This is a genomic window from Neobacillus rhizosphaerae (assembly GCF_050477885.1).
Lineage (GTDB): Bacteria > Bacillota > Bacilli > Bacillales > Cytobacillaceae > Neobacillus > Neobacillus rhizosphaerae_A.
On the sequence record NZ_JBCNAC010000011.1, the window covers coordinates 22096 to 46642 of the forward strand.

Annotated in this window: 28 protein-coding genes and 1 riboswitch; of the genes, 18 read left to right on the plus strand and 10 right to left on the minus strand. The window is 39.0% G+C overall.

Going from position 1 to position 24547, the window contains the following annotated elements:
* Positions 1–79 precede the first annotated feature (79 nt).
* Positions 80–652 (plus strand): beta-class carbonic anhydrase, encoded by a 573-nt coding sequence (locus ABES03_RS01270; protein WP_430114461.1) that lies wholly within the window; start codon positions 80–82, stop codon positions 650–652.
* On the opposite strand, the gene yidD is transcribed toward ABES03_RS01270, so the two are convergent.
* Positions 649–873: a membrane protein insertion efficiency factor YidD gene (yidD, locus tag ABES03_RS01275; protein ID WP_430114572.1), complete on the minus strand. Its 225-nt coding sequence runs from the start codon at positions 871–873 to the stop codon at positions 649–651. The genes ABES03_RS01270 and yidD overlap by 4 nt on opposite strands.
* A gap of 144 nt (positions 874–1017) precedes the next feature.
* On the opposite strand from yidD, the gene ABES03_RS01280 reads away from it, so the two are divergent.
* On the plus strand, positions 1018–1491 hold the full coding sequence (locus tag ABES03_RS01280) for an S-ribosylhomocysteine lyase (RefSeq protein ID WP_308082811.1): 474 nt from the start codon (positions 1018–1020) through the stop codon (positions 1489–1491).
* Positions 1492–1522: 31 nt separating this feature from the next.
* On the opposite strand, the gene ytzI is transcribed toward ABES03_RS01280, so the two are convergent.
* Together ytzI and ABES03_RS01290 are read right to left on the minus strand one after the other, a co-directional pair.
* A complete protein-coding gene (ytzI, locus tag ABES03_RS01285) occupies positions 1523–1696 on the minus strand; it encodes a YtzI protein (protein ID WP_430114463.1) in 174 nt (57 codons plus the stop codon).
* Between the two features lie 129 nt (positions 1697–1825).
* Positions 1826–2083: a DUF6154 family protein gene (locus ABES03_RS01290; protein ID WP_308082813.1), complete on the minus strand. Its 258-nt coding sequence runs from the start codon at positions 2081–2083 to the stop codon at positions 1826–1828.
* Positions 2084–2293: 210 nt separating this feature from the next.
* Here ABES03_RS01290 and ABES03_RS01295 point away from each other — a divergent pair, with 210 nt between their 5' ends.
* On the plus strand, positions 2294–2620 hold the full coding sequence (locus tag ABES03_RS01295) for a hydrolase (RefSeq protein ID WP_430114465.1): 327 nt from the start codon (positions 2294–2296) through the stop codon (positions 2618–2620).
* 91 nt (positions 2621–2711) lie between these two features.
* Positions 2712–3185 (plus strand): RNA deprotection pyrophosphohydrolase, encoded by a 474-nt coding sequence (gene ytkD / locus ABES03_RS01300; RefSeq protein WP_430114467.1) that lies wholly within the window; start codon positions 2712–2714, stop codon positions 3183–3185.
* A 21-nt stretch (positions 3186–3206) separates the two neighbouring features.
* On the opposite strand, the gene ABES03_RS01305 is transcribed toward ytkD, so the two are convergent.
* Genes ABES03_RS01305 through ABES03_RS01315 form a run of 3 tightly spaced genes read right to left on the minus strand, consistent with a single transcriptional unit; the run spans position 3207 to position 5808 of the window.
* Complete coding sequence (locus tag ABES03_RS01305) at positions 3207–4013, minus strand: ABC transporter permease (RefSeq protein ID WP_430114470.1); 807 nt, start codon at positions 4011–4013, stop codon at positions 3207–3209.
* Positions 3994–4770: an ABC transporter ATP-binding protein gene (locus tag ABES03_RS01310; RefSeq protein ID WP_430114472.1), complete on the minus strand. Its 777-nt coding sequence runs from the start codon at positions 4768–4770 to the stop codon at positions 3994–3996. The genes ABES03_RS01305 and ABES03_RS01310 overlap by 20 nt, the downstream gene beginning before the upstream one ends.
* Positions 4771–4791: 21 nt before the next feature.
* On the minus strand, positions 4792–5808 hold the full coding sequence (locus ABES03_RS01315) for an ABC transporter substrate-binding protein (RefSeq protein WP_430114474.1): 1017 nt from the start codon (positions 5806–5808) through the stop codon (positions 4792–4794).
* 126 nt (positions 5809–5934) lie between these two features.
* Here ABES03_RS01315 and ABES03_RS01320 point away from each other — a divergent pair, with 126 nt between their 5' ends.
* The 4 genes from ABES03_RS01320 (at position 5935) to ABES03_RS01335 (ending at position 8585) form a co-directional block, all read left to right on the plus strand.
* Positions 5935–6729 (plus strand): alpha/beta hydrolase family protein, encoded by a 795-nt coding sequence (locus tag ABES03_RS01320; RefSeq protein WP_430114477.1) that lies wholly within the window; start codon positions 5935–5937, stop codon positions 6727–6729.
* Between the two features lie 37 nt (positions 6730–6766).
* The gene (locus tag ABES03_RS01325) at positions 6767–7009 is read left to right on the plus strand and encodes a DUF2584 domain-containing protein (RefSeq protein ID WP_430114479.1); all 243 of its coding nucleotides are present in this window, start codon (positions 6767–6769) and stop codon (positions 7007–7009) included.
* Positions 7010–7120: 111 nt separating this feature from the next.
* Positions 7121–7645 carry an RNA polymerase sigma factor gene (locus tag ABES03_RS01330; protein WP_430114482.1) on the plus strand — a complete coding sequence of 175 codons (525 nt, stop codon included), beginning with the start codon at positions 7121–7123 and terminating at the stop codon, positions 7643–7645.
* A complete protein-coding gene (locus ABES03_RS01335; protein WP_430114484.1) occupies positions 7626–8585 on the plus strand; it encodes a hypothetical protein in 960 nt (319 codons plus the stop codon). The genes ABES03_RS01330 and ABES03_RS01335 overlap by 20 nt, the downstream gene beginning before the upstream one ends.
* Positions 8586–8600: 15 nt before the next feature.
* On the opposite strand, the gene pckA is transcribed toward ABES03_RS01335, so the two are convergent.
* On the minus strand, positions 8601–10187 hold the full coding sequence (pckA, locus tag ABES03_RS01340; RefSeq protein WP_430114486.1) for a phosphoenolpyruvate carboxykinase (ATP): 1587 nt from the start codon (positions 10185–10187) through the stop codon (positions 8601–8603).
* 294 nt (positions 10188–10481) lie between these two features.
* Positions 10482–10627: riboswitch (SAM riboswitch) on the plus strand.
* Between the two features lie 276 nt (positions 10628–10903).
* Here pckA and metK point away from each other — a divergent pair.
* Both metK and asnB read left to right on the plus strand, forming a co-directional pair.
* Complete coding sequence (gene metK / locus ABES03_RS01345; protein ID WP_430114489.1) at positions 10904–12106, plus strand: methionine adenosyltransferase; 1203 nt, start codon at positions 10904–10906, stop codon at positions 12104–12106.
* A 259-nt stretch (positions 12107–12365) separates the two neighbouring features.
* Positions 12366–14270 carry an asparagine synthase (glutamine-hydrolyzing) gene (gene asnB / locus ABES03_RS01350; protein WP_430114491.1) on the plus strand — a complete coding sequence of 635 codons (1905 nt, stop codon included), beginning with the start codon at positions 12366–12368 and terminating at the stop codon, positions 14268–14270.
* A 661-nt stretch (positions 14271–14931) separates the two neighbouring features.
* Here asnB and ABES03_RS01355 read toward each other — a convergent pair.
* Positions 14932–15444: a gamma carbonic anhydrase gene (locus tag ABES03_RS01355; RefSeq protein WP_430114493.1), complete on the minus strand. Its 513-nt coding sequence runs from the start codon at positions 15442–15444 to the stop codon at positions 14932–14934.
* A 139-nt stretch (positions 15445–15583) separates the two neighbouring features.
* On the opposite strand from ABES03_RS01355, the gene ABES03_RS01360 reads away from it, so the two are divergent.
* Positions 15584–16387 (plus strand): lysophospholipase, encoded by an 804-nt coding sequence (locus ABES03_RS01360; RefSeq protein WP_430114495.1) that lies wholly within the window; start codon positions 15584–15586, stop codon positions 16385–16387.
* A 17-nt stretch (positions 16388–16404) separates the two neighbouring features.
* A complete protein-coding gene (locus tag ABES03_RS01365) occupies positions 16405–17487 on the plus strand; it encodes a tetraprenyl-beta-curcumene synthase family protein (RefSeq protein WP_430114497.1) in 1083 nt (360 codons plus the stop codon).
* A gap of 26 nt (positions 17488–17513) precedes the next feature.
* Here the strand turns inward: ABES03_RS01365 and ABES03_RS01370 are convergent, their stop codons facing one another.
* Together ABES03_RS01370 and ABES03_RS01375 are read right to left on the minus strand one after the other, a co-directional pair.
* The gene (locus tag ABES03_RS01370; RefSeq protein WP_430114499.1) at positions 17514–18086 is read right to left on the minus strand and encodes a class I SAM-dependent methyltransferase; all 573 of its coding nucleotides are present in this window, start codon (positions 18084–18086) and stop codon (positions 17514–17516) included.
* 3 nt (positions 18087–18089) lie between these two features.
* Positions 18090–19049 carry a TIGR01212 family radical SAM protein gene (locus ABES03_RS01375; protein ID WP_430114501.1) on the minus strand — a complete coding sequence of 320 codons (960 nt, stop codon included), beginning with the start codon at positions 19047–19049 and terminating at the stop codon, positions 18090–18092.
* Between the two features lie 211 nt (positions 19050–19260).
* Between ABES03_RS01375 and ABES03_RS01380 the strand changes: the two genes are divergently transcribed.
* The 6 genes from ABES03_RS01380 (at position 19261) to ABES03_RS01405 (ending at position 24536) form a co-directional block, all read left to right on the plus strand.
* A complete protein-coding gene (locus tag ABES03_RS01380; RefSeq protein ID WP_430114503.1) occupies positions 19261–19524 on the plus strand; it encodes a YtzC family protein in 264 nt (87 codons plus the stop codon).
* Between the two features lie 15 nt (positions 19525–19539).
* Complete coding sequence (locus ABES03_RS01385; RefSeq protein WP_430114504.1) at positions 19540–19719, plus strand: glycogen biosynthesis protein GlgD; 180 nt, start codon at positions 19540–19542, stop codon at positions 19717–19719.
* Positions 19720–20066: 347 nt separating this feature from the next.
* The gene (locus tag ABES03_RS01390; RefSeq protein WP_430114506.1) at positions 20067–20888 is read left to right on the plus strand and encodes a hypothetical protein; all 822 of its coding nucleotides are present in this window, start codon (positions 20067–20069) and stop codon (positions 20886–20888) included.
* A gap of 61 nt (positions 20889–20949) precedes the next feature.
* Complete coding sequence (locus tag ABES03_RS01395; RefSeq protein WP_430114508.1) at positions 20950–21462, plus strand: NapC/NirT family cytochrome c; 513 nt, start codon at positions 20950–20952, stop codon at positions 21460–21462.
* 2 nt (positions 21463–21464) lie between these two features.
* On the plus strand, positions 21465–22913 hold the full coding sequence (locus ABES03_RS01400) for an ammonia-forming cytochrome c nitrite reductase subunit c552 (protein ID WP_430114509.1): 1449 nt from the start codon (positions 21465–21467) through the stop codon (positions 22911–22913).
* 429 nt (positions 22914–23342) lie between these two features.
* Positions 23343–24536, plus strand: coding sequence for an MDR family MFS transporter (locus ABES03_RS01405; RefSeq protein WP_430114511.1), 1194 nt, complete (start codon positions 23343–23345; stop codon positions 24534–24536).
* Positions 24537–24547: the final 11 nt, after the last annotated feature.

A 24547-nucleotide genomic window follows, 5' to 3' on the forward strand; every position in this document is an offset into this window, starting at 1 on the left:
AAAGCCATAAATGCAAGTATAATATTTGTTTTAACTAAGGAATATTATGTATGCTTATATAGAAGGGTGGGATTAAGAAATGGAAAAATCAACATTGTTAAATGAAATTTTAGAGTTCAATCACCAATTTGTGGAAAAGCACGAATATGAGAAATATGAAACAACCAAATTTCCCAATAAAAAAATGGTGATCCTCACTTGTATGGATACTCGTTTATTAGAGTTATTGCCAAAGGCTTTAAATTTAGGTAATGGGGATGCAAAAATTATTAAGGACGCAGGTGCCATTGTCTCACATCCCTTTGGAAGTGTTATGAGAAGTATCCTAATTGCACTTTATCAATTGAAGGCAAAAGAGGTTCTAATCATCGCTCACCACGATTGTGGAATGAGTGGCCTAAAGGCAGAGCCTGTAATTGAGAGTATGAAAGAGCGAGGGATCTCAGAAGAAACATTTAATACACTTACATACTCTGGGATCAATATTGAACAGTGGCTGCATGGCTTTGATAATGTGACTGAGAGCGTAGTACACAGTGTAGGGATAGTTAAAAACCATCCTTTAATGCCGAAGGAAGTGCCAGTTCATGGTTTAATCATTGACCCTAAAACTGGAAAACTAGATTTAGTTGTTGATGGTTATAAAAATTAATGTTTCTCTTTATCAGGAACAGGATCTAAGCCGCCTGGATGAAAGGGATGACATTTTAAAATTCGTTTGATGGTAAGCCATCCTCCCTTGAAGGCACCAAACCGTTGAATAGCCTCTAAACCGTAATGGGAACATGTAGGGTAGAAGCGGCAAGTTGGTGGTTTGATGGGTGAGATAACAATTTGGTAAAAACGAATGAATGAAATAAAAACTTTTTTCAACACGGGTTTCACTCCCTAATTACGATTAATGTAAACATACCATATTTTATAATGTACGTCTAAATGCTTAACTGTACTAAGTAGATGAAAAAACTTGGTTTTTGCGGTATAGTAGTAGGTAGATTATAAAAGGAGTGATTCTTTATGCCTTCAGTTGAAAGCTTTGATTTAGATCATAATGCTGTTAAAGCCCCTTATGTAAGACACTGTGGTGTTCATAAGGTAGGTAGTGACGGGATTGTTAATAAATATGATATTCGTTTTTGCCAGCCAAATAAGCAAGCTATGAAACCAGATGCGATTCATACATTGGAACACTTGCTTGCGTTTAATATTCGTAAGCATTCAGAGAAATATGATCACTTTGATATTATTGACATCTCCCCAATGGGCTGCCAAACAGGTTATTATCTAGTGGTAAGTGGTGAACCAACGGTAGAGGAGATTATCGATCTTCTTGAGGATACTATGAAGGACGCAGTTGAAATTATTGATATCCCTGCTGCAAATGAAAGACAATGCGGTCAAGCAAAACTGCATGATTTAGAAGGCGCCAAACGCTTAATGCGTTTTTGGCTTGAACAAAGTAAAGAGGATTTAAAACAAGTATTTGCATAAAAAATAAAGAGGTTGACTCTGGTCAACCTCTTTATTGTGGCTTATTTTCCTGATTACTCTCTTGTTTGTTCATTTGGTCAATATGAACATTTTCTTCTAGAGAATCGATTGTATGCTTATAGGAATAGGCTTTGGAAGTAGTTACTACAGCCAAAAGTAAAACAACAATGACAATGACAATACAAACGACAAATACCGTATACAAAGCTTTGGCCTCCTTGACTCCTTTTTCTTCTTTTATTGTACCATGAATAAGTCTTTGTTGATTAGAGAGCAAAACAAAAAGGAGACTGATTAGCTCGCCTCCTTAAACTGATTTTAATGGTATGTACAATCAATGAATATTTCTAGGATAATAAGTATTTGTGCGGAGTTGACCGTATTCTTCCTGTGCAAATTTCCCTTTAAGACTTTCAATCAAATAAAGACCCATTAAATCATATAGTTCTTGTTTATCCATTTCTTGAATTAAGGCAAGAAGGTCTTCATGCGTCATTTCTTCTAAAAAGGCAAATGTGAGCATATCAATATCCTCTTCGTCACCTGTTAACTTGTTTCGGTACATTTCATATAACTCATCCACCAATTTCAATTGCAACACCTCCTTAGAATAATCATTTACATTCCTAACTTATTGAATTCCCATATTAAGATAAAATAAACCCTTGGAAAAAATTTACTGAAAAATCTGTTTTCTTGATTGTATGCTCATTATAGCGTATTCATTTCTAAAAAATAGTCGAAATTTGAAAAAGAATAAATTTTTCTCATTTGTGGACTACTATAGGTAAAAGGGGATGAAATGATGAGTGAGCAAAAGAAAACGTATTATATAGATGTTGGGACAGGTGAAATTTCACAAAGTGCTACTAGCTCGACATGGAGTTACAAAATACAGGCAGACGATGAAGAAATAACCCAACTGCGTGAATTGTTTGATCAAAATTATTCCACCGAGTGGCAAAACTTTTTTAGAGCCCATGTTCCATATGTCCAATATCATTACGACCGGGAAAACGATGCTTACGATAATACGATTCAGAAAGTATATGGGATGCTCCATAAATTAGGTGATGAAGAGGCAAAAACCCATATTGACAGTATGAATATCTTACCCAAACAAGAATAATGGCGAGTAAGAGGCTGACTCCTTAGTTTTTGAGTCAGTCTCTTTTTTCGCTTATAATAAAAGTATATTGAAAAAATAGGGCGGTTTTTTAATGATACAGTTTTTCGATGCGAATAGAAATAAAGTAGAACTTGATTTCAAACAAAAGGCCTTTAAGGAAGAGGCCAAACATGTACTGGTTATCTGCCAGCAAGATGACAAGTGGCTTTTAACGAATCATAAGAAAAGAGGCCTTGAATTTCCTGGGGGAAAAGTAGAACCCTTTGAAACCCTTGAAGAAGCAGCGAGAAGAGAGACCTTTGAAGAAACAGGTGCCATTCTGGGACAACTCCAATTTGTTGCAGAGTACAAAGTGAGCGATCAACATAGTTCATTTGTTAAAGCGGTTTTTTGTGGACAAGTAATCGAAATGGATAGGACAAACAACTATCATGAAACAAATGGGCCTGTCATGCTCGAGGGTGATTTATTGGAATTGAGATTGGAAAATCAATTTAGTTTTATTATGAAAGATCAAGTCATTGAAGAATGTATCCATCATATAAGGCAAAAATCAAAAGAATAGTGGAAGCTTCTTCGCAATCCACTACTCTTTGATTAGTTTCTTTTCAAGCAATTCAACCAGCTGATACATAATCGTGGCAACTAAAGCTATAACTAAGAGTGACAAGAATACAAGTGTAAAATTAAATACTTGGAAACCATAGATAATCATGTATCCCAGTCCACGGGAAGAAACAAGAAATTCACCAACAATAACACCTACCCAGGATAAACCGACGTTTACTTTTAAAGTGGAAATCATCGTCGGAAAGCTTGCTGGTAAAATGGCTTCCTTAAAGCACTGAAGACGTGTAGCCCCAAATGTTTGTAATACTTTTAAGTAGTTAGGGTCTACCTCCTTAAAGGACGTATACACCACAATAGTAGTAATGATGATAGAGATAATCGCACCCATGGCAATGATGGATGGGTATCCAGGAGTCAAGGCCACAATTAAAATCGGTCCCAGTGCTACTTTTGGCATAGCATTTAAAATGACCAAATAGGGATCGAGGATCTTTTGAATCCTAGGTGACCACCAGAGGACTGCAGCGAGTACGCTACCTAATAAGGTTCCAAGAATAAATCCACAAATGGTCTCCGTTAAGGTAACGCCTAAATTGGATAGTAATGAACCATCTTGGATTTTATCTAAAAATAGCTTCCATATTTTAGATGGGGAACTAAAGATCAATGGATCAATCCATTGCTTTTGACTGGATAGTTCCCAACTAGAGAAAAAGACGATAAATATGACGGCTTGATAAAACCGAATCCATCTTTGCTCTATTTTTAAAGAATGAATGTACTTTTTATGGAGGAGTTTTACATTATTCTTGTTCTGGTTCAAGAGACTCCAACTCCTTCCATATCATTTGAAAGATATCTGAATACAATTCATGATTCCTAGCTTCAAAAGGGGACAGCTTTCTTAACTCCTCAGGCATTTCAAACGTCTTGTAAATCCTTCCAGGACTTGGTGAGAGCAAATACACACGATCACTCATCGCAATGGCTTCACCAATATCATGGGTAACAAGAATGGCTGTTTTACCAAAGGTTGCTAAAGTTCGTGAAACCAGGTCCTCCAGTTTAAGCTTTGTTTGATAATCGAGTGCAGAAAAAGGTTCATCAAGCATAAGCAGCTTTGGTTGTGTCGCTAGTGTTCGTACAAGGGCAACCCGTTGACGCATACCGCCTGATAATTGCTTAGGGAGTTGTTTCTCCACTCCACTTAAGCCAATTTGCGCGAGTAAGTCTAGGGCATTTGCTCTCGATTGATCATTTAACTGATTGGATAATTTCAGCCCAATCAAAATATTTTCCTCAATTGTTTTCCAAGGAAACAAATAATCCTGCTGAAGCATGTAGCCAATTTCATTTTTAGCGGTTGAAATGGGTTGACCTTCTAACAATATCGTTCCTTGTGTCGGTTTAAGTAAGCTGGATATAATCGATAGTAAGGTGGTTTTTCCACAGCCACTAGGGCCGAGGAGAGAGATAAATTCTCCTTCCTCGACTGTTAGTGAAATATCGGAGAGGGCCGTGGTAGCAGTGGCTTTAGTAAAATAAATGTGCTGGACATCTTGAACGGTTAAGAAACTCATGTGGACGGCCTCCCTATCTAATTATTTTTTGATTACTTTTGAAGCAATTTCCGTATTAACCAGAGTTTTATGATCCACCTCTTTTGGAAGCTCGCCAGCTTCTTTCATGATGTTTTGAAGATTGTTCCACTCTTCTACGTCTAAGATAGGATCAGTGGCAAAGGAGCCTTGACTCTTATAGCGCTCTACGACTGTTTTCATAATCTCAAAATCAGTATCAGGGAAATAGGGCTCCACAGCCTTGGCAATTTCTTCGGCACTGTGGGATTCTACCCATTGCTGTGCTTTGTAAATAGCCCTAGTGAATTTTTCAACGGTACTCTTATGTTCTTTCAGGTAGCTTTCTTTGGTCATAAACGTTGTATAAGGTACATGGCCGGATTCTTTTCCGAAGGAAGCGACAATATGACCTTTCCCTTCTTTTTCAAAAATGCTGGCCGTTGGTTCAAATAATTGAACGAATTCTCCAGTACCAGATGCAAAAGCATTTGCGATATTGGCAAAATCAATGTTTTGAATGAGATTCAAATCCTTATGGGGGTCAATTCCATGTTTTTTAAGAACGAATTCACCTACCATTTGAGGCATACCGCCTTTCCTCTGACCTAAAAAGGTTTTTCCTTTTAGTAAATCCCATGAGAAATTGTCGATTTTGTCTCTTGAAACAAGGAAAGTGCCGTCTGTCTGGGTGAGCTGTGCAAAATTGATCACGGGATCATTGGCCCCTTGAGCGTAGACATAAATGGATGTTTCCGAGCCGACAAGTGCAACATCTGCCCCTCCAGAGAGCAAAGCTGTCATCGTCTTGTCACCGCCAGCGGTCGTTGCAAGTGTCACGTCTAGCCCTTCCTCTTTGAAAAATCCTTTTGCTAAGGCCACATATTGAGGAGCATAGAAAATGGACCGGGTCACCTCAGCAATACGCACCTTTTCTAATTTCTTTGGTTCATTCGTGGAATCATTATTACAAGCCGCTAATGAAAACATAAGTATACCGATAAGAACAAAGGAGAAACTGAATCTTAACCATTTTTTCATATAAAAGAACCTCCTTATTTCCATAAAAGAATCTGGGCTAATTGCCTAAGATATCGTATGAAGTTGAGAAAAATGTGTGAATGCCTAGGAACAAATAATTTTTAAGTGTGTAAGGGAAGAATGATGATGAACAACTACAACAATGGAAAAATACTTGAGGTGACCCGCTTTCCATCTCCAAATCCTAATGTGAAATTAAAACTTATCACCTACTTATCAGGTGGATTAAGAGTCAAGGGGATGCTAGCTGAACCGATTGAAGATGGAGTGCATGAGGGGCTTCTTTATCTGCGTGGAGGAATTAAAAATGTAGGGAAAGTTAGGCCTGCACGTATTGCGCAATTTGCTGCAGAGGGCTTTATTGTTTTTGCCCCGTATTATCGCGGAAACCAAGGTGGAGAAGGAAATGAGGATTTCGCAGGTGAAGATAGGGAAGATGCCTATGCTGCTTTTATACTATTAAAGTCATTACCAAGGGTTCGGCAAATCCATATTTTTGGATTTTCACGTGGCGGGGTCATGGCCCTTATGACAGGAATTCATTTTCCTGATGCAGCATCTGTTGTCACCTGGGGTGGTGTTAGTGATATGTCTCTCACCTATATGGAGCGGTTGGATTTACGTAAAATGATGAAAAGGGTTATCGGTGGAACACCCGATAAATACCCGGATCGATATGATGTGAGGACCCCTCTATTTAAGTTAGAGCAGATGAAAGCCCCAGTACTAATCATTCACGGTGTGAACGATCACAACGTCTCCGTCGAGCACTCCTATCGATTAGAGAGGCGGCTTAGGGGCTTAAACAAACCTGTCGAATGTTGGTATTTTGATGAGTTTACACACTATTTTCCACCGGTAGTAAATAGAAAAGTCGTGGAAGATGCCACAAAGTGGATGAAAAGGCAAGGCAAAAGATGATAAAATATAATTAATACAAGCAGAGGAGCGGATTGCTATGGGGATGCCCCTTGAGTTAAATACGATGATTGTAACAAAAGGTAGAGAGAAAAGAATCGAGGAAAATGTTTTCGTAATGGAAAAAGAAGGCTACAGACTTTATCCAATTGATATTCCCATTGATGTGAGGAAAACGATGGACAGCGATTCAAGCGGGACAGCTTTAATAAAAAAAGTGGAGTGGCAGAAGGGCAATACCACTATTACATATCAATTAGTTTCGTTAAACTCTACGAATTAAGCGGGTAAAAAGATACCTGCTTTTTTTTTTGAAAAAAGTGTAAGAAAAAATTGAAAGCTACGTCTTATTAGTAGTTAACAACAATGGTAGACAGAGAAAGGGGGAATTTGGTTGGAACGGATCCATCAAATAGAGAAATGGTTCATTGACTACGAAAAGGATGTCACAAATTATCTTGTTTATTATACAGGTACCACCGATGTAGAAGACATTGTCCAAGAGACATTTTTAAGGGCGATAAGAGCGTTAAACCGTTTTAAAAATGAAAGCAGTCCTAAAACATGGCTGATCTCAATAGCGCGCAATACGGCTATTGATTTTTACCGAAAGAAATCGGTTTGGAACAGATTGAAACAATTGATAGATGTCGAATCACCCAAACTCCAGGAACAAGGGACAGAAGAGAAAATAGTTAAAAAAATGGAATATACCCATTTATATGAGGCAATTAATGCTTTAAAACCCAACTATCGGGATGTCATTCTACTTAGGGGAATTAGTGAGTTGTCTTCTCAGGAAGCGGGGCAGGTTCTAGGGTGGTCAGAAAATAAAGTGAATGTGACTTTTTATCGAGCTGTTAAAAAACTAAATGAGCGACTTAAGGAGGGGGAGCAGTTTGAGTCAATTATCGGATAAAGAGCTACTTAAAGTGATGACGGATTTCCCTAAACATGAGTTAACCACGAGTCAGAGAACAGAAATGTTAAAAATTCTTGGTGAGGCCGGCAGTCGTAAACAGCGCAACCCTATATATTTTCAAAGATTTGCAGCGTTGGCTGCGGTGTTTATCCTAGTCCTAATTGCCCCAATTCTTTATTTTTCAAGTAGTAAGGAAAACGATGCTATTCGAACAGGTTCGAAAGGGGAAACGAGTAAGCGTGTAGAACAGGGGGATTACTTTGCGCTGATGGATGAGAACGGTGCGCATTATGTAGACAGTAATTACGGCATTCCTAATAAAGTCAGTTTGTTGGCACCAACGGAATGGATCGCGAAAGATAAGCGCTCTGTGTCAAAAATCATGATATATTTATGGGGAGATTACGAGAAGGATTTTGCCAATAAGCCACTTGAAGTGGATGCTGTCCATGTGAAAACAGGTGTAAAAGAACATCTAGCGACAACCCTAATATCTGGTGGTATGTATGGGTCTGATGGCCATGCCATGACAAGTTTTGAGCCATTTACGTATTCTGGCGTATACAACCTAACCTTTACTGCTGGAAATAAAAAGGTAGGTACATTCTCCATTTATGTGAAAGAACCTTATATTAAAATAGGGAATTCTACCTTAATGATATCCCAAGAAGATCTTTACGCTGGTTTTTATGAGGATGCTGTAATTGAAGTAGAAGGTGACAATCTTCCACCTGAAATCGAACTAGAGTTATTTCAATTAGATAATGCTGAAGTAACTACCTTTATATTTAAAGACAAAACAGACTACACAACAACTGATGGTAGAAAGATTTCTTTGTATACTGGTGATTTCCAAGTTAAAAAGAGCGGCCAATACCGATTTAGCGTCCTAAAACATTCAGAGGCTGTAGAAGTAAGAAAGCCCATATCAAATTGATATGGGCTTTCTGTATTATGCGATAGGTCCGCCTTTAAGTTCAATCTCTTCTGAAACAGCCGTGAATTTTTTGAAGTTTTCACGGAACTTTGCTGCTAGTTCTTTTGCTTTCTTTTCATATGCTTGTGGGTCTGCCCACGTTTTACTTGGCTGCAACACTTCATCAGGAACACCTGCAATATGAAGTGGAATGTTTAAGCCGAAAATTCCATCTTTTGTTGTCTCAACATGGTTTAATTCACCCTCAAGCGCGGCTTGAATCATGGCTCTTGTGTAGGAGAGCTTCATTCGGCTTCCGACACCATATTCGCCGCCAGTCCAACCTGTATTCACAAGAAATACGTTGGCATTATGCTCAAGGATTTTTTCACCCAACATGTCGGCATAACGAGTAGCAGGGAGCGGTAAAAATGGTGCACCAAAGCAGGTTGAGAACGTTGCCTCAGGAGAGGTTACACCACGTTCTGTGCCAGCAAGCTTAGACGTATAGCCACTTAAAAAGTGATACATAGCCTGTTCTTTTGTTAATTTTGAGATAGGAGGTAATACCCCAAAGGCGTCTGCAGTTAAGAAGACAATGGTATTAGGGTGTCCAGCAATACTTGGCTTGGCAATATTATCAATGGCATCGATTGGATATGCTGCCCTAGTATTCTCTGTTAATGTTCCGTCATCATAATCAGGAACCCTCGATTCTAGGTTAAGCGTTACATTTTCAAGAACGGTTCCAAAACGAATGGCATCAAATATTTGCGGTTCTTTTTCCCTAGAAAGATTGATGCATTTCGCATAGCACCCTCCCTCGATATTAAAGACACCGTTAGAGGACCAGCCGTGCTCATCATCACCGATCAAACGGCGATTTGGATCAGCGGATAAAGTAGTTTTCCCTGTTCCGGATAGACCGAAGAATAGAGCGACATCTCCCTCAATTCCTACATTCGCAGAACAGTGCATGGAGAAAATATTGTTTTCCGGTAATAAATAATTCATCACGGAAAAAATGGACTTTTTCATTTCACCTGCATATTCCGTCCCACCGATAAGAACAATGCGGCGTTCGAATGAGATGATGATAAAGGTTTCTGAATTGGTTCCATCTACTGCAGGGTCTGCCTTAAAATTAGGTGCAGAAATCACTGTAAATCCTGGGTCATGTGATAGCAGCTCATCTTCTGATGGACGAATAAATAGCTGATGAACAAAGAGATTGTGCCAGGCAAATTCATTCACTACTTGGATAGGTAAGCGGGATTTTTTATCTGCCCCTGCAAATCCTTTAAATACAAAGATCTCTTCTTTTTGTTTTAAATAATTTAGGACTTTTTGATAAAGTTTCGTAAATACTTCTTCAGATATTGGTTGATTCAACGAACCCCAAGCAATCTTATCCTTTGTGGACTCTTCCATGACAATGAATTTATCTTGAGGTGAGCGGCCTGTATATTTACCAGTTGAAACGCTTACAGCGCCAGTCGAAGTTAAAGAACCTTCATTACGGCATAAGATCTTTTCTACTAACTGGGGAACTGATAATTGCACCTGGACATTACTTTCCGTTAACAGTTGTTTTAAGTCATTGGGAATATGAACAGAATTCATCTACTGCAACCTTCCTTTATCCATGTTTTTAATGGTGATAATTTAATAAATAGTATAACACATTAAAATGAATAATCTATACTATTTCAGAAAAAATGGGTTATACCTAATAAAACAATTAAAGAATAAGCAAAAAGTCATGCTAATAAGTAAGTTCTACTTCCACTATTTGAAGATAGCAAAATGAAGAGTTTTTTGTGAGGGTTTTCGCTTGATTTTTTTATAAAAAATTATTGAAAAATGCATTGACATTGTTCGACAGAGTAGGTTATGATTTACCCTTGAACGGATACTCTCTTATCCCGAGCTGGTGGAGGGACAGGCCCTATGAAACCCAGCAACCTGCAAACGAGAAAAAGAGATAGTAGGATTTATTCTATCAGGATTTTTCGGGCAAAGGTGCTAAACCTGAAGCAAGGCCTAGCCTTGAACGATAAGAGTGAAAGGCACGCAAAACTTTTGCTATCAACCTTTCCTCAGAGATGGAAAGGTTTTTTATTTGCAAAACATTTCGTGCTATATAATCGCTTTTTTTTATTCCATCGTTAGAATTTTCTATGGGGTTATGAGCAGAATGTTGTTTTATTAATAAAAACCCTGTATTTATTTCATACTACTAAGGGAATGAGTTCCGTATCAACCCGAGGTTAAACGGCAAGGTCATTACATACCCACACAGATAACCTCACTTATCTCACTATATAGGAGGAATTCAGATGTCAACAAAACGTCGTTTGTTCACTTCTGAATCAGTAACTGAAGGTCATCCCGATAAGATCTGTGACCAAATTTCTGATTCCATTTTAGATGCTATTTTAGCAAAAGATGCTAATGCACGTGTTGCTGCTGAAACTTCAGTTACAACTGGTTTAGTTTTGGTTGCTGGCGAGATTACTACTTCAACTTACGTGGACATTCCAAAAATCGTTCGTGAAACAATTAAAAGCATTGGTTACAATCGTGCAAAATACGGATTTGACTCCGAAACATGTGCAGTTTTAACTTCTATCGATGAACAGTCTCCTGACATCGCGATGGGTGTTGACCAAGCACTTGAAGCTCGTGAAGGCCAAATGTCAGATGAGCAAATTGAAGCAATTGGTGCAGGTGACCAAGGTTTAATGTTTGGTTTCGCATGTAATGAAACAAAGGAACTTATGCCGCTTCCAATTTCACTTGCGCACAAGCTTGCACGCCGTTTAACAGAAGTTCGTAAAGAAGAGATCCTTCCTTACCTACGTCCAGATGGAAAGACACAAGTAACAGTTGAATATGATGAGAACGACAAACCTGTTCGTATTGATACAATCGTTATTTCTACTCAACACCACCCTGAAGTTACATTAGAACAGATTCAACGTAATCTGAAAGAGTATGTGATCAATCCGGTTGTTCCACAAGAATTAATCGATGAAAATACAAAATACTTCATTAACCCAACAGGCCGTTTCGTTATCGGCGGACCACAAGGGGATGCAGGCTTAACAGGCCGTAAAATCATTGTTGATACTTATGGTGGATATGCACGTCACGGCGGTGGCGCATTCTCTGGTAAGGATCCTACAAAGGTGGACCGTTCTGCGGCTTATGCAGCACGTTATGTAGCAAAGAATATCGTTGCTGCGGGACTTGCTGAGAAGTGTGAAGTACAACTTGCTTACGCAATCGGTGTAGCAAGACCGGTTTCCATTTCTGTTGATACGTTTGGCACAGGCAAAGTAAGTGAAGATGTATTAGTTGAATTAGTAGAACAAAACTTTGATCTACGCCCAGCTGGTATCATTAACATGTTGAACCTTCGCCGTCCTATCTACAAGCAGACAGCTGCTTACGGACATTTTGGCCGTACAGATGTGGATCTTCCTTGGGAGCGTACAGACAAAGCAGATGTATTAAAAGAACAAGCAGCAAATCGCTAAAAATCATTCGCTCTCAAGCGAATACCCTAATAGAAGGGAGTTGCATTTTAAATGTAACTCTCTTTTTCTTTTTTCGTCTAAATGGTTGGTACGTAATTGAAAATTGGAATAAAATGTTTAAGTAGGTCCAAAGAAGTGAAAAATGATGGTATGAAAATTACCTATAAGTTCACAGTGTTATTTTAATAAAAAAGTGGTAGTATTATAGAGATGTTTTTTAGAGAATGTTTAATTTAGATTGGAGTAGGTGAGGTACATAATGTGTGGTTTTATCGGTTGTGTACACGACAAAACACAAAACTATAGTGATGAACAAAAACAACAATTTAAAAATATGAACGATATCATTACCCATCGCGGACCAGATGATGATGGTTTTTATTATGATGAACATATTCAATTTGGATTTCGCCGCTTAAGCATTATTGATATTGAGAGTGGACATCAGCCATTAACATATGAAAACGAACGTTACTGGATTATTTTTAATGGTGAAGTGTATAACTATGTCGAGCTTCGTGAGGAATTGGTGAAAGAAGGCCTTTCGTTTGCAACGAGCTCTGATACTGAGGTTATTATTGCCTTATACAGTCATTTAAAAGAGAAAGCAGTTGAAAAGCTTCGTGGAATGTTTGCTTTTGTCATTTGGGATAAACAAGAGCAAAGATTATTTGGCGCCCGTGATCCGTTTGGTATCAAACCATTCTTCTATTTAGAAGACGGTGAGAAAACCTTCTTTGCTTCAGAAAAGAAAAGTATCTTGCTTGCACTTGAAAATGATGTTTTAGACTATGATTCTCTGCAGCATTACCTAACGTATCAATTTGTTCCAGAACCAAATACCTTATCAGAAGGGATTAAAAAGCTTGAGCCTGGTCATTATTTCACCAAAAAAATGGGCTCACCAATGGAAATCAAGCGCTATTGGAAGGCACATTTTAGTCCTGTTCAAAAATCTGAAAGTGATTTTACAAAAGAAATTCGTGATATTTTATTCGATTCAGTCGAAAAGCATATGCGCAGTGATGTACCTGTAGGTTCCTTCCTATCTGGTGGTATCGATTCTTCTATTATTGCTTCTATTGCGAAAGAGTTTCATCCTGCCATCAAAACCTTCTCTGTTGGTTTTGAACACAATGGCTTCAGTGAAATTGATGTAGCGAAAGAAACAGCGGAGAAACTGGGTGTGGAAAACATCAGCTATGTGATTACACCTGAAGAATATATGAATGAAATTCCTAAGATTATGTGGCATATGGATGACCCCCTAGCCGATCCGGCCTGTGTACCACTTTACTTTGTCGCACGCGAAGCTAGAAAACACGTAACTGTTGTTCTCTCAGGTGAGGGCGCTGATGAATTATTTGGCGGCTATAACATCTACCGTGAGCCACAAGATTTAGAGATTTTTAATAAAATTCCTCGAGTAGGGAAAGTCCTTCTCAAAGGAATTGCCAATATGATGCCAGAGGGAACAAAAGGAAAGAGCTTCATTGAGCGTGGTGTAACTCCTATGGAGGAGCGTTACATCGGAAATGCCAAGATGTTCACAGAAGAAGAAAAACGTGATTTATTGAATGTTTACCATGAAGGGCTAAAGTATACAGACATTACTAATCCTCTTTATGCGGAATCGAGAGGCTATGATCCAGTGGATCGTATGCAATATATTGATATCCATACGTGGATGCGCGGCGATATTCTTCTAAAAGCGGATAAAATGACTATGGCTCATTCGTTAGAGCTTCGTGTTCCTTTCTTAGATAAGGCCGTTTTTGAAGTGGCTTCTAAGATTCCGACAAGCTTGAAAACGGCTAATGGTACAACGAAGTATATCTTGCGCAAAGCTGCTGAAGGCGTTGTTCCAGAGCATGTTCTTAACCGTAAGAAGCTAGGATTCCCTGTTCCAATTCGTCATTGGCTTAAAAATGAGATGAACGATTGGGCGAAAAAAATAATCCGTGAAAGTAATACGGATCATTTAATTAATAAAACGTATGTATTACGATTGCTTGAAGAACACTGTCAAGGTAAGGCGGACAACAGCCGTAAGATTTGGACGGTTCTTATGTTTATGGTGTGGCATCAAGTGTATGTGGAAGATGTTTATTCCTTTCAACGTGATTTTGCACAGAAAAAAGTATTAGAATCACTAAAGCATTAATTTTTAGGGGCTGACTCTTGAATAAGGAGTCAGCTTCTTTTTTAATTTTGACTTGTTAATATGAGAACGGTCACGTAGAAGTGGTCTACGTGACCCAAGTAGGCTATGGAAGTGAAGAACGGTAACGTAGAAGTGTTCTACGTGACCCAAGTAGGCTCAGGAAAGGGAGAACGGTCACGTAGGAGTGGTCTACGTGCCCCTAAGGGCTTGAGAAAGAGAGAACGGTCACGTAGAAGCAGTCTACGTGCCCCAAGTAGGCTCAGGAAAGGAAGCACGGTAACGTAGAAGCAGTCTACGTGACCCAAGTAGGCTCAGGAAAGGAAGCACGGTCACGTAGAAGCGGTTTACGTTCCGCAAGTGGGATCTAGAAGGAGAGAACGGTAACGTAGAAGCAGTCTACGTGCCCCAAGTAGGCTCAGGAAAGGAAGCACGGTAACGTAGAAGTGGTCTACGTTACCCAAAGTAGCTCAGGAAAGGAAGAACGGTAACGTAGAAGCGGTCTACGTGACCCATGTGGGTTCTAGAAGGAGAGAACGGTCACATAGAAACACTCTACGTGACCAAAATACATGAAAGAAAAAGAAAACGGTCACGTAGAATAGACTACGTGACCAAAATAGGCCCAGTGCCATAGCACTAAACAATTATTGAGTATAAAAAATCATGACTGAAGTGACTTATAATATTGGGCCTTTTCTGCATATTCTGTATAGATTCTTGTCATATCTTTTATATCTTCTTCTGTTAATTCTCTAATAACTTTTGCTGGTCTGCCAAATGCTAAGGTATTAGGTGGAATTTTTTTACCTTGTGGAACAAGGCTCCCTGCACCTATAAACGCACCTTCACCAATTTCAGCTTGGTCCAGGATAATAGAGCCCATGCCAATTAATGCTCGTTTTCTAATGATACAGCTGTGAAGGATGACCTGATGACCGATGGTTACTTCATCCTCTAAAATTAGCGGGTTATTAGGGCTTTGGTGTAAGATAGAATTATCTTGGATATTCACCTTATTGCCAATTTTAGTTGGGGCAACATCCCCTCTAATCACTGAATTAAACCAAACACTGGACTGCTCGCCAATTTCAACATCACCAGTAATCGTTACATAATCGGCAATAAATGCGGTTTCAGCAATTAATGGATATTTATCTTTATAAGGGTAAATCATTCTGTTCGCTCCTTTATCGATGATATCTCTATTGTAGCGAATGCATTACAAGAAATTCAAAAAATTCATCTTTTTTTATGACTATAGTAAAATGAACTTTTCAACAAATAGCAATTACATTTTTCTAGGGGGAAAACATATGTGGAAGTGGGAAGCGGAAGGGGAGGCAAAAGCAGTCATTGTGATGGTTCATGGTGCAATGGAACATCACGGCCGGTATGGCTGGCTGATTGAAATGTGGCGTTCATCGGGCTTTCATGTAATTATGGCGGATCTTCCAGGTCAGGGGATGACAACAAGAGCACGCCGTGGCCATATCGATTCCTTCGATGAATACATTTACGAGGTAAAGGATTGGATTCAAGCAGCATACCGTTACAATCTTCCTGTTTTTTTACTAGGACATAGTATGGGAGGATTAATTTCTATCCGTTTATTACAGGAAGAAAAGTTAAACATTGCTGGTGTCATTTTATCATCTCCATGTTTGGGCCTGGTTAAATCCCCATCTAAAGTTTTAGACATTCTATCTTATGGTTTGAATGTGGTATTCCCATCTTTACGAATGAATTCAGGCTTAACGGTTCAAATGGCGACTAGGAATGAAGATGTTCGTGAAGCGGATTCCAATGATACCCTATACGTTACAAAAGTCTCTGTCAGATGGTATAGAGAGTTAGCTGCTGCCATGAAGCAGGCGTTCATCACTATGGATCAAACACAGGATATTCCGATGCTGGTGATGCAGGGGGGGGATGACTTGATTGTCAATAAGGCAACCGTAAAGGAATGGTTTAATCACGCCCCTCTATCAGAAAAAAGATTTAAGGAATGGCCAAAATGCTATCATGAAATTTTTAATGAACCAGAGCGTGAAGAAGTATTTGAATATGCAAAGGATTTTGTAAACAGTCAACTAAAAGCTATTGGCTATATCGTATAGAAAGGTGGATGTTTTCCATGATGCCAATCACCCTCATGTCCAGGGTTTATCGCAAAGTACTTCCAGCAGTCCATCAAGAATTGGCCTATTGGAAAAGCCGAGCGGAGAAAATCCCAAATCCTGAATTAAGGGCACAGGCCCTAGCAAGTATTGAGCATAAAACCTTCCATTGTGAAGGAGGATCCATTCTTGCTCTAACTGCAAAAGGAGAATATAGAAAAGCAATAAAATTCATTGTGGCTTATCAAACGATTAGTGATTATTTAGATAATCTTTGTGACCGAAGTACATCACTTGATCCTGTCGACTTTACTGCTCTGCATGAATCCATGTCAGACGCCTTGGTTTTACACGCGGAAGAGAAAAATTATTACCGATTCCGCGAAGACCAAGACGACGACCGGTATTTGCATGATCTATCTGAAACCTGCCGTTCAGTATTAAGGGAATTAAAACACTATGACAAGATTAAAGACTATCTTCTTGAACTATGCCAGTATTATTGCGATTTACAAATAAATAAACATGTGGTTCATGATGAACGAGTTCCACGCTTAGAAAAATGGTTTCATCAATACCAACAGCAACTGCCTGAAATGGAATGGTATGAATTTTCGGCATGTTCTGGCTCTACATTGGGGATCTTTTGTTTGGTCTCCTATGCTATGCGCGACGATTTTAAGACCAGCGATGCTGAGAACATTCGTAAAGGGTATTTCCCTTATATTCAAGGCTTACATATCTTGTTGGATTATTTTATTGATCAAGAAGAGGATATTGCGGGAGGGGACTTGAATTTTTGTTCGTACTATGAAAATCAAGAAACCTTATTTAATCGCCTAAACCATTTTGTTGTGGAAGCAGACCGACACACAGAGTTTCTCCCTCATAAAAAGTTCCATCAGCTAATCAATCGGGGGCTGCTAGGGATTTATTTATCAGATGCGAAAGTACGAAAGCAAAAAAATGTACGTAAGCTGGCAAGAGGAATGATTAAATCTGGTGGGTGGATTAGTTATTTCTTTTATTTTAATGGACTTGCCTACCGGTCGATTCAAAAATCAGTACCATCCTTTGTCCTAAGATTAATGACAAAATAAAAGAGGCGACTTTTGAGTCAGCCTCTTTAGCGTTTTTCAATAGCCACAATAAATGGCGGGTTATTTTGCTGATTAATGAATTGGTATTGAAGGACATGTGCCTTTTTTTGATCTAGTTGCTGACAGTAATGAAGCAAGGAATCCCGTTCTACTGCTCCTTCCAAATGTCCATGGTAAATAACAAGAACGATGATACCTTCTGGAGTCATCATTTCTAATAATTGCTCAATCGCTGAAATAGTTGTTACAGGACGGGTGACAATGGATTTATCGCTTCCTGGTAAATAACCTAGGTTAAAAATAGCTCCTGTAACCTTACCATGATGGCTGGTTGGGATGACTCTGGAAAGATTCTCATGACCTTCGTGAAAAATCTCTACTCGTTCGGAAAGACCATGCTGTTGTATGCGATCCTTACTCGCAGCAATCGCCTCTTCCTGTACATCAAACCCGTACACTTTTCCACTATCCCCAACTAGACCTGCTAAAAAAACGGTATCATGCCCATTACCTAATGTGGCATCTACTACGATATCTCCAGATTTTACAGCTTTTTCAAGTATGTTTCTTGCAAACGGTAAAATACGATCCATCTTCATATTTTATTCATCCGCCTGCCCTTGATAAAATTTCCCTTGCCAGCTGTCTCTCTTTTTTAACTCGGCATCAATGCTATTTAAAACTTCCCACTTATTCACGCTCCACATTGGACCCACCATTAAGTCAATTGGGCCGTCACCTGTAATTCGGTGAACAATCATTTCCGGCGGTAAAATTTCCAATTGGTCACATACTAATTTTATATAGTCTTCTTTGGAAAGAAACTCAAGTATTCCTTTTTCGTACTGCTTAACCATTGGTGTTCCTTTTAAAAGGTGAAGCAAATGGATTTTAATCCCTTGAACATCAAGCTTAGCTACTTCTCGTGCCGTTTCCATCATCATGTCATATGACTCGAGCGGTAGTCCATTAATAATATGGGAGCAAATACGGATTCCATGCTTCCTTAACTTGTTAACTCCGTCAATATAACACTGAAAATCATGTGCCCGATTAATGAGTAAAGCAGTCCGTTCATGGACAGTCTGTAAGCCTAGCTCGACCCATAAATAGGTTCTTTGGTTTAATTCAGCTAAATACTCCACGACATCGTCCGGGAGACAGTCTGGACGAGTAGCGATTGACAAGCCAACGACACCCTCCTGCTGGAGAACTCTTTCAAATTTTTCACGGAGAACGGCAACGGGTGCGTGAGTGTTAGTGTAAGCCTGGAAATAGGCCATATACTTGCCATCTTTCCATTTAGTGTGCATTTTCTCTTTGATTTCAATGAACTGTTTCTCAAGATCATCGGCACGGTTTCCAGCGAAATCACCAGATCCAGAAGCACTACAAAAAGTACAACCGCCATGGGCAACGGTACCATCACGGTTTGGGCAGTCAAAGCCGCCGTCTAGTGCCACTTTAAATACCTTGTGACCGAATTGGTTTCGCAGGTGGTAATTCCATGTATGGTATCGCTTATCATCAACAGCATAGGGAAAAGGTTTAGTCTGAATCAATTCAGTAAACCTCCTTGTTAAAAAATTTCCACTCAATAAATTGAATAAGATAGAAAAATTCTATCATGAACGTAAGAGCATATCCAATTGAAATTCTTTCATGCAAAATTGGCAGCATTTATCAAACTGGTTCTGTTATAGGAAAGAGAAACAAGAACAAAATAAGAAATGAAGCAGTGTGCTTGCTTCAAAATAAAGGGGGTTCTTTTACATGGCTACTCGTGAATCAATGGATAATCTAATGCAGCAGTGTGAGGATGCGCTTCGATATGCAGAAGATCAATATAAACAAAGCAGCCTTCAAGAGCATTATAATGACGATGATTACACAAAAGCATTACAACAGCTAGAAGAAACCTATCAGGGAATTGCTAAAATGGCACATAGTGCAAATTCACAACAGCGTGAACAACTCCATCGAATGAGATTGCAGCTGCAGCAACTTCAAAACTCAATGATCCTTGAAAGTCATTAAGAGGGGGGAAAAACCTTGAAAAAACGTTCAAAACAACAAAATCCTGAGCAAAAGACTCGAAATGGAGTAAATAATCAAGACGTAGAGCTTGGTCAGGATTTCGATGTGGTTAAACAATCAAAAAAGAAATACGAAAAAACTGGCGGCCAGCCAGTGAAGTCTAAATTCCACCAAGAAAAAGAGCAATCCTCCTAAAAAATAAGAAGAGGCCGACATAAAAGTCTGCCTCTTCTTTTCATATAAAAATGACCATTAAACCCGTATGGTATAAATTTTTCAACAAAATCATCATGAAAATAGAAGAAAAATCCCGTTCACACATTAGAAACAACTGGGTTTTGATTTGTGATTTAGGTCACAGAATGAGAGTATTTAACATGGTTTAAATAAGGTATGGATTATAAGATTCCATTCCAAAACCTCCACTTTTTGTTAGGAGACCAAATAGTTGGTCACCTAACCATTTTTTTAAGATTCCATGTGAACATGTTCACAATTCATCCATATTTTTGACCAACCAACTAATCCTGAAAGGAGAAACAATGAAAAAGTATCTATTATTCCTAAGTATGTTCTTTGTCTTCATGTTTCCAATGAATGGCTTTGCAGAAAATCAGGGTGTTTTAAGCATGGAAGAACTGTCAATACAGATCATGCCTGAGTATGCGTATCACCCAAATGATCAAAAAAAGGATCATGCCCCACTATTAATCGGCTATCAAGGAACTATGGTAAACAACTCTGAAGAACCCCAAAAAGGTCAAATCGAAATTCCGTTGCCAATAAAGGAGAAGAATTTTCAAATTGGCTATGTGGCCGATTACTCAAGTGATTTAAGCAAGTCGTATGAGATTGAATATGTGCTAGACAGTGAAAAAGGAACCATTTCCTGGACCACAAGTGAAGAAATCGGTCCAAAGGAACGCTATAAATTCGTGATTGAATTTTTTACGGATAATTTAATGGTTAAAAAAGAAAAGAAGTCATTAGCGTATCACTTTAAAAGTTTTGCGGATATTGAACTTCTCAACATTTCCTTTACCCCGCCCGAAAAAGCAAAGAATATAAAGCTTACGCCAGCCCCAGAAAAGGATCAGAATCATGCTGCAGGAGATAAGATTTTTTCTTATCTTTACCAAGATGTGACAGCAGGGGACGAGAAAGAATTCAAAATGAGGTACGACCGCATAGAAATGAAACCAACAACAGAACTGAATCATGCAGTAAACATAGATGAAAAGAAAGAGACGAAGAAATCCACACACCTTGCTATTGGCGCATTTAGTGGAGTAAGTGTCCTTTCAGCAGGGACCCTAACCATTCTTTTAAAGAAAAGAAAAAGAAAACAATCTACCGGGAATTAAGGTACCTTAGTACTTTAATAAATAAAAAAGAGAAAAAAAGAATTCTATGGGAGGTGAAGAGATGTTCAAAAAGCTTTTAAAAATCAACAAAAAATTTTTATTTGTAGTCGTACTTCTAATTGGTGTCCTTTTATCACTCACAACAGTTAAGACCATGGCATATCTGGATTCACCTAGTTTCTGCCAAAACTGTCATACGATGAAGAATGTATACACCTCATTCATGGACTCCACGCATGCAGAACTTCAATGTAATGACTGCCATTTACCACACAAGAGTGAGGTCGGAAAGTTATTTTTTAAAGGTCGAGCAGGGATGACACATGTGTATTACAACTCACTAGGTACAGATGATATCCCGAATGTCATTGAGGCAACTGACCGTACGATGAAAGTCATCAATGATAACTGTGTTTCCTGTCATAAGAGTACCATTACCAATGTGTCTCATGATGCGAAGGATAGTTGTGTCTCCTGTCACAAAACAGTACCACATGGGAAAGGCTTTAAAGATGACCACTATAATAAGCCACCTAAATCAGGAGAATTATTAGAAAATAAGGGAGGATTTTAAGAATGGGAAGGTTCCGATATGGGGCATATCTTTTCCTGCTTGCATTTGTACTATTGATCACTGGCTGTGGCAATGAATCCAGTGATAAAACAGCATCCGCTGCAGGTAAAAAGACAACTGGCCTCTCAGCCGATGAAATTAGTAATGAAGCATTCAAAGACTTATTTCCGCTTCAATACAACAGCTATAAGAAAAATGAAAAGATGGAAGATACAACATACGGGGGCTCTGTTAAACGTAGCAAGTATGATGAGGATAAAGAGCCATTGCTGCCGATTCTATTTAATGGTTATGGATTTGCAACCGAGTATAACGAAGAGCGTGGGCATACGTATGCATTAGAAGATATTCGCAACGTTAAACGGATTACTGATAAATCTGTAGGTTCTTGTTATACATGTAAATCTACGGCCGTTCCAAAAATGATCGAGGAAATGGGAGATAGCTACTGGGGGGCCAACTTTAACAAAGATATTTGGCCAAAGGGTGAAGCAATGGGCCATTCACCAATCGGTTGCTCTGATTGCCATGACCCAAAAACGATGGACTTGCGAGTGACACGTCCTAGCTTTTATAAAGCATTAGAAGCTAAGGGAGTAGATGTATCAAAACCAACGAAAAATGATATGCGCAGTTATGTTTGTGGACAATGTCATGTGGAGTACTACTTTGCCTCAAAGAATAGTGAAGTAACCTTCCCTTGGACAAAAGGCTTTAAGCCGGAAGATATGTATGAATACTATAATACCATTGCAAAAGAAAACGGTTTTGAGAAGGACTGGGTAAGTAATATTTCTGGTACTCCTATGTTAAAAGCACAGCATCCTGAATATGAAACTCACTCATCCGGTACACATGGCAAAGCTAATGTTTCCTGTGCAGATTGCCACATGCCGTATGAACGCGTCGATGGAAAAAGAAAGATTACATCACACTGGTGGACGTCTCCACTTAAAACGATGCAAACCTCTTGCGGCCAGTGCCACGGTGACCGTGATTTAGACAAATTAAAAGACCGTGTTCTTGAAATTCAAGAGGCAAATGTCAGTGCAGTACATGAAGCACAAGATGTTTCTACTATTTCTCACTATTATGTAAACAAAATGATTACTTCTGGTGTGAGCCAAGAGAAAATTAAGCAAGCACAGGAATTTGTACGCAAAGGACAATGGTTCTGGGATATTATTGCAGCAGAAAACTCTGCAGGCTTCCATAATCCACAAGGATCCATGGATTCATTAAGAATCTCTATTGAGCAGTCCAATAAAGCCATTCGCTTAGCTACTGAAGAACTTGTGAAAAAAGGCGTTAACATGGATGAACTGGATAAGGAAATTGAAAAAGTGAAAAAAGCCGTCCTAGATGAAAAGGTAAATGAGAAGAAAAAAGATAAGGCAGTAAATAGTTATTTCCCTGCTCAAGCACCTGTAGTACCGCCTGTAAAAAAATAGACTCCTTCCATTCATCATCTTATTCGTCCCGCCAAGAAGGAATAAGAATTGGAAAGAGCCATTCGAAACGTTGTAGAAAGCACTGTTTCTCCGTGAGAAACAGTGCTTTCTTGCGTTTATTTTGACAAATTAATTGTGGCGTGTCAATTTTAGAATTTTAATATATAGGTCGGCGGAATAAACTGCAAAGTTGGCGGAATTCCATTCGAAGTTGGCGGAATAAACTGCAAAGTTGGCGGAATTCCATTCAAAGTTGGCGGAATAAATCTCAACTTTGGCGGAATCTATCGAAATTCAGTGAATTGACTAGAAATATAACGAACATTTACCCGGAGCTGGCAATGAAAAATAATTGCACTTCCTCCGAAAAAGGAATAATATATTTCTTTGGGAATTGAAATAATAGCTAATTGTAAAGGAGCGTTTTTCATGCCACGTGCCTTATGGCTCTTAATCATCGGGATGGCAGTGAATGTAACAGGCTCTTCTTTTTTATGGCCTTTAAATACAATCTATATTCACGATCATTTAGGTAAATCCTTATCCGTTGCTGGTGTTGTCTTGATGCTGAACTCGGCAGCCAGTGTCATCGGAAACCTTTATGGCGGCAGTCTATTTGACAAAATAGGCGGCTATAAATCTATCATTTTAGGAATTGGTATTACGCTCGCTGCGCTGATCGGCCTGACGTTTTGGCATGGCTGGCCGGCATATATTGTGTTTTTAACCATCATTGGCTTTGGTTCTGGAGTTGTCTTTCCAGCGATGTATGCGATGGCGGGAACTGTGTGGGTAGAAGGTGGTCGAAAAGCCTTTAATGCCATATATGTGGCTCAAAACCTTGGTGTAGCAGTCGGAGCTGCCCTTGGAGGGATTGTGGCAGATTATTCCTTCCAGCTCATCTTCCTTGCTAATACCATCATGTATATCATTTTTCTTCTCATTGCTGTGTTTGGTTATAAAGGAATCTCAACAGCATCTGCTAAGCCAATAACAAGTGACACAGATGGATCAGTTGTAAAAAACAGAAATAATTTGCAAGCATTGTTAATCCTGTGCATAGGGTATTTACTTTGCTGGGTTGCATATGTTCAGTGGTCAACAACGATTTCTTCTTATACACAGGAAATCAACATTTCGTTAAGCCAATATAGCTTGTTATGGACAATAAATGGTGCCATTATCGTTTTAGGGCAGCCACTCTTAAATGGGGTATTGAAGCGCCTATCATCCTCACTGAAGCTTCAAATGCTTATCGGGATTGGTATTTTTATCGTTTCGTTTATTGTTGCAGGAAAAGCAAATGCTTTTTCTGGACTTTTAGTTGCGATGATTATCTTAACAATCGGAGAAATGTTTATCTGGCCTGCTGTACCGACTGTTGCCTTTAACCTTGCACCAAAAGGACGCGAAGGCTTCTATCAAGGAATCGTCAACAGCACTGCAACCGGCGGAAGGATGATTGGACCTCTGCTTGGGGGGATAATCGTAGACATCTACGATATCTCAGCCCTATTCATCGTCCTTATAGGATTATTCATCATCGCAATCTTAACCACTTTAATCTATGACCGTAGTCTAAAAACGAAAATGGTGTCAGGCACCATCCGTGGACAGATGTAGGTGTTTGTCCA

Coding starts and splice junctions, on each gene's coding strand:
- ABES03_RS01365 (WP_430114497.1), top strand. CDS start 16,405: ATGATGCCAATCACCCTCATGTCCAGGGTTTATCGCAAAGTACTTCCA.
- ABES03_RS01325 (WP_430114479.1), top strand. CDS start 6,767: ATGGGGATGCCCCTTGAGTTAAATACGATGATTGTAACAAAAGGTAGA.
- ABES03_RS01405 (WP_430114511.1), top strand. CDS start 23,343: ATGCCACGTGCCTTATGGCTCTTAATCATCGGGATGGCAGTGAATGTA.
- ABES03_RS01370 (WP_430114499.1), bottom strand. CDS start 18,086: ATGAAGATGGATCGTATTTTACCGTTTGCAAGAAACATACTTGAAAAA.
- ABES03_RS01355 (WP_430114493.1), bottom strand. CDS start 15,444: ATGATTTACCCTTATAAAGATAAATATCCATTAATTGCTGAAACCGCA.
- ABES03_RS01310 (WP_430114472.1), bottom strand. CDS start 4,770: ATGAGTTTCTTAACCGTTCAAGATGTCCAGCACATTTATTTTACTAAA.
- ABES03_RS01360 (WP_430114495.1), top strand. CDS start 15,584: ATGTGGAAGTGGGAAGCGGAAGGGGAGGCAAAAGCAGTCATTGTGATG.
- asnB (WP_430114491.1), top strand. CDS start 12,366: ATGTGTGGTTTTATCGGTTGTGTACACGACAAAACACAAAACTATAGT.
- ABES03_RS01315 (WP_430114474.1), bottom strand. CDS start 5,808: ATGAAAAAATGGTTAAGATTCAGTTTCTCCTTTGTTCTTATCGGTATA.
- ABES03_RS01390 (WP_430114506.1), top strand. CDS start 20,067: ATGAAAAAGTATCTATTATTCCTAAGTATGTTCTTTGTCTTCATGTTT.
- pckA (WP_430114486.1), bottom strand. CDS start 10,187: ATGAATTCTGTTCATATTCCCAATGACTTAAAACAACTGTTAACGGAA.
- ABES03_RS01400 (WP_430114509.1), top strand. CDS start 21,465: ATGGGAAGGTTCCGATATGGGGCATATCTTTTCCTGCTTGCATTTGTA.
- ABES03_RS01320 (WP_430114477.1), top strand. CDS start 5,935: ATGAACAACTACAACAATGGAAAAATACTTGAGGTGACCCGCTTTCCA.
- ABES03_RS01295 (WP_430114465.1), top strand. CDS start 2,294: ATGATGAGTGAGCAAAAGAAAACGTATTATATAGATGTTGGGACAGGT.
- metK (WP_430114489.1), top strand. CDS start 10,904: ATGTCAACAAAACGTCGTTTGTTCACTTCTGAATCAGTAACTGAAGGT.
- ABES03_RS01280 (WP_308082811.1), top strand. CDS start 1,018: ATGCCTTCAGTTGAAAGCTTTGATTTAGATCATAATGCTGTTAAAGCC.
- ABES03_RS01380 (WP_430114503.1), top strand. CDS start 19,261: ATGGCTACTCGTGAATCAATGGATAATCTAATGCAGCAGTGTGAGGAT.
- ABES03_RS01395 (WP_430114508.1), top strand. CDS start 20,950: ATGTTCAAAAAGCTTTTAAAAATCAACAAAAAATTTTTATTTGTAGTC.
- ABES03_RS01270 (WP_430114461.1), top strand. CDS start 80: ATGGAAAAATCAACATTGTTAAATGAAATTTTAGAGTTCAATCACCAA.
- ytkD (WP_430114467.1), top strand. CDS start 2,712: ATGATACAGTTTTTCGATGCGAATAGAAATAAAGTAGAACTTGATTTC.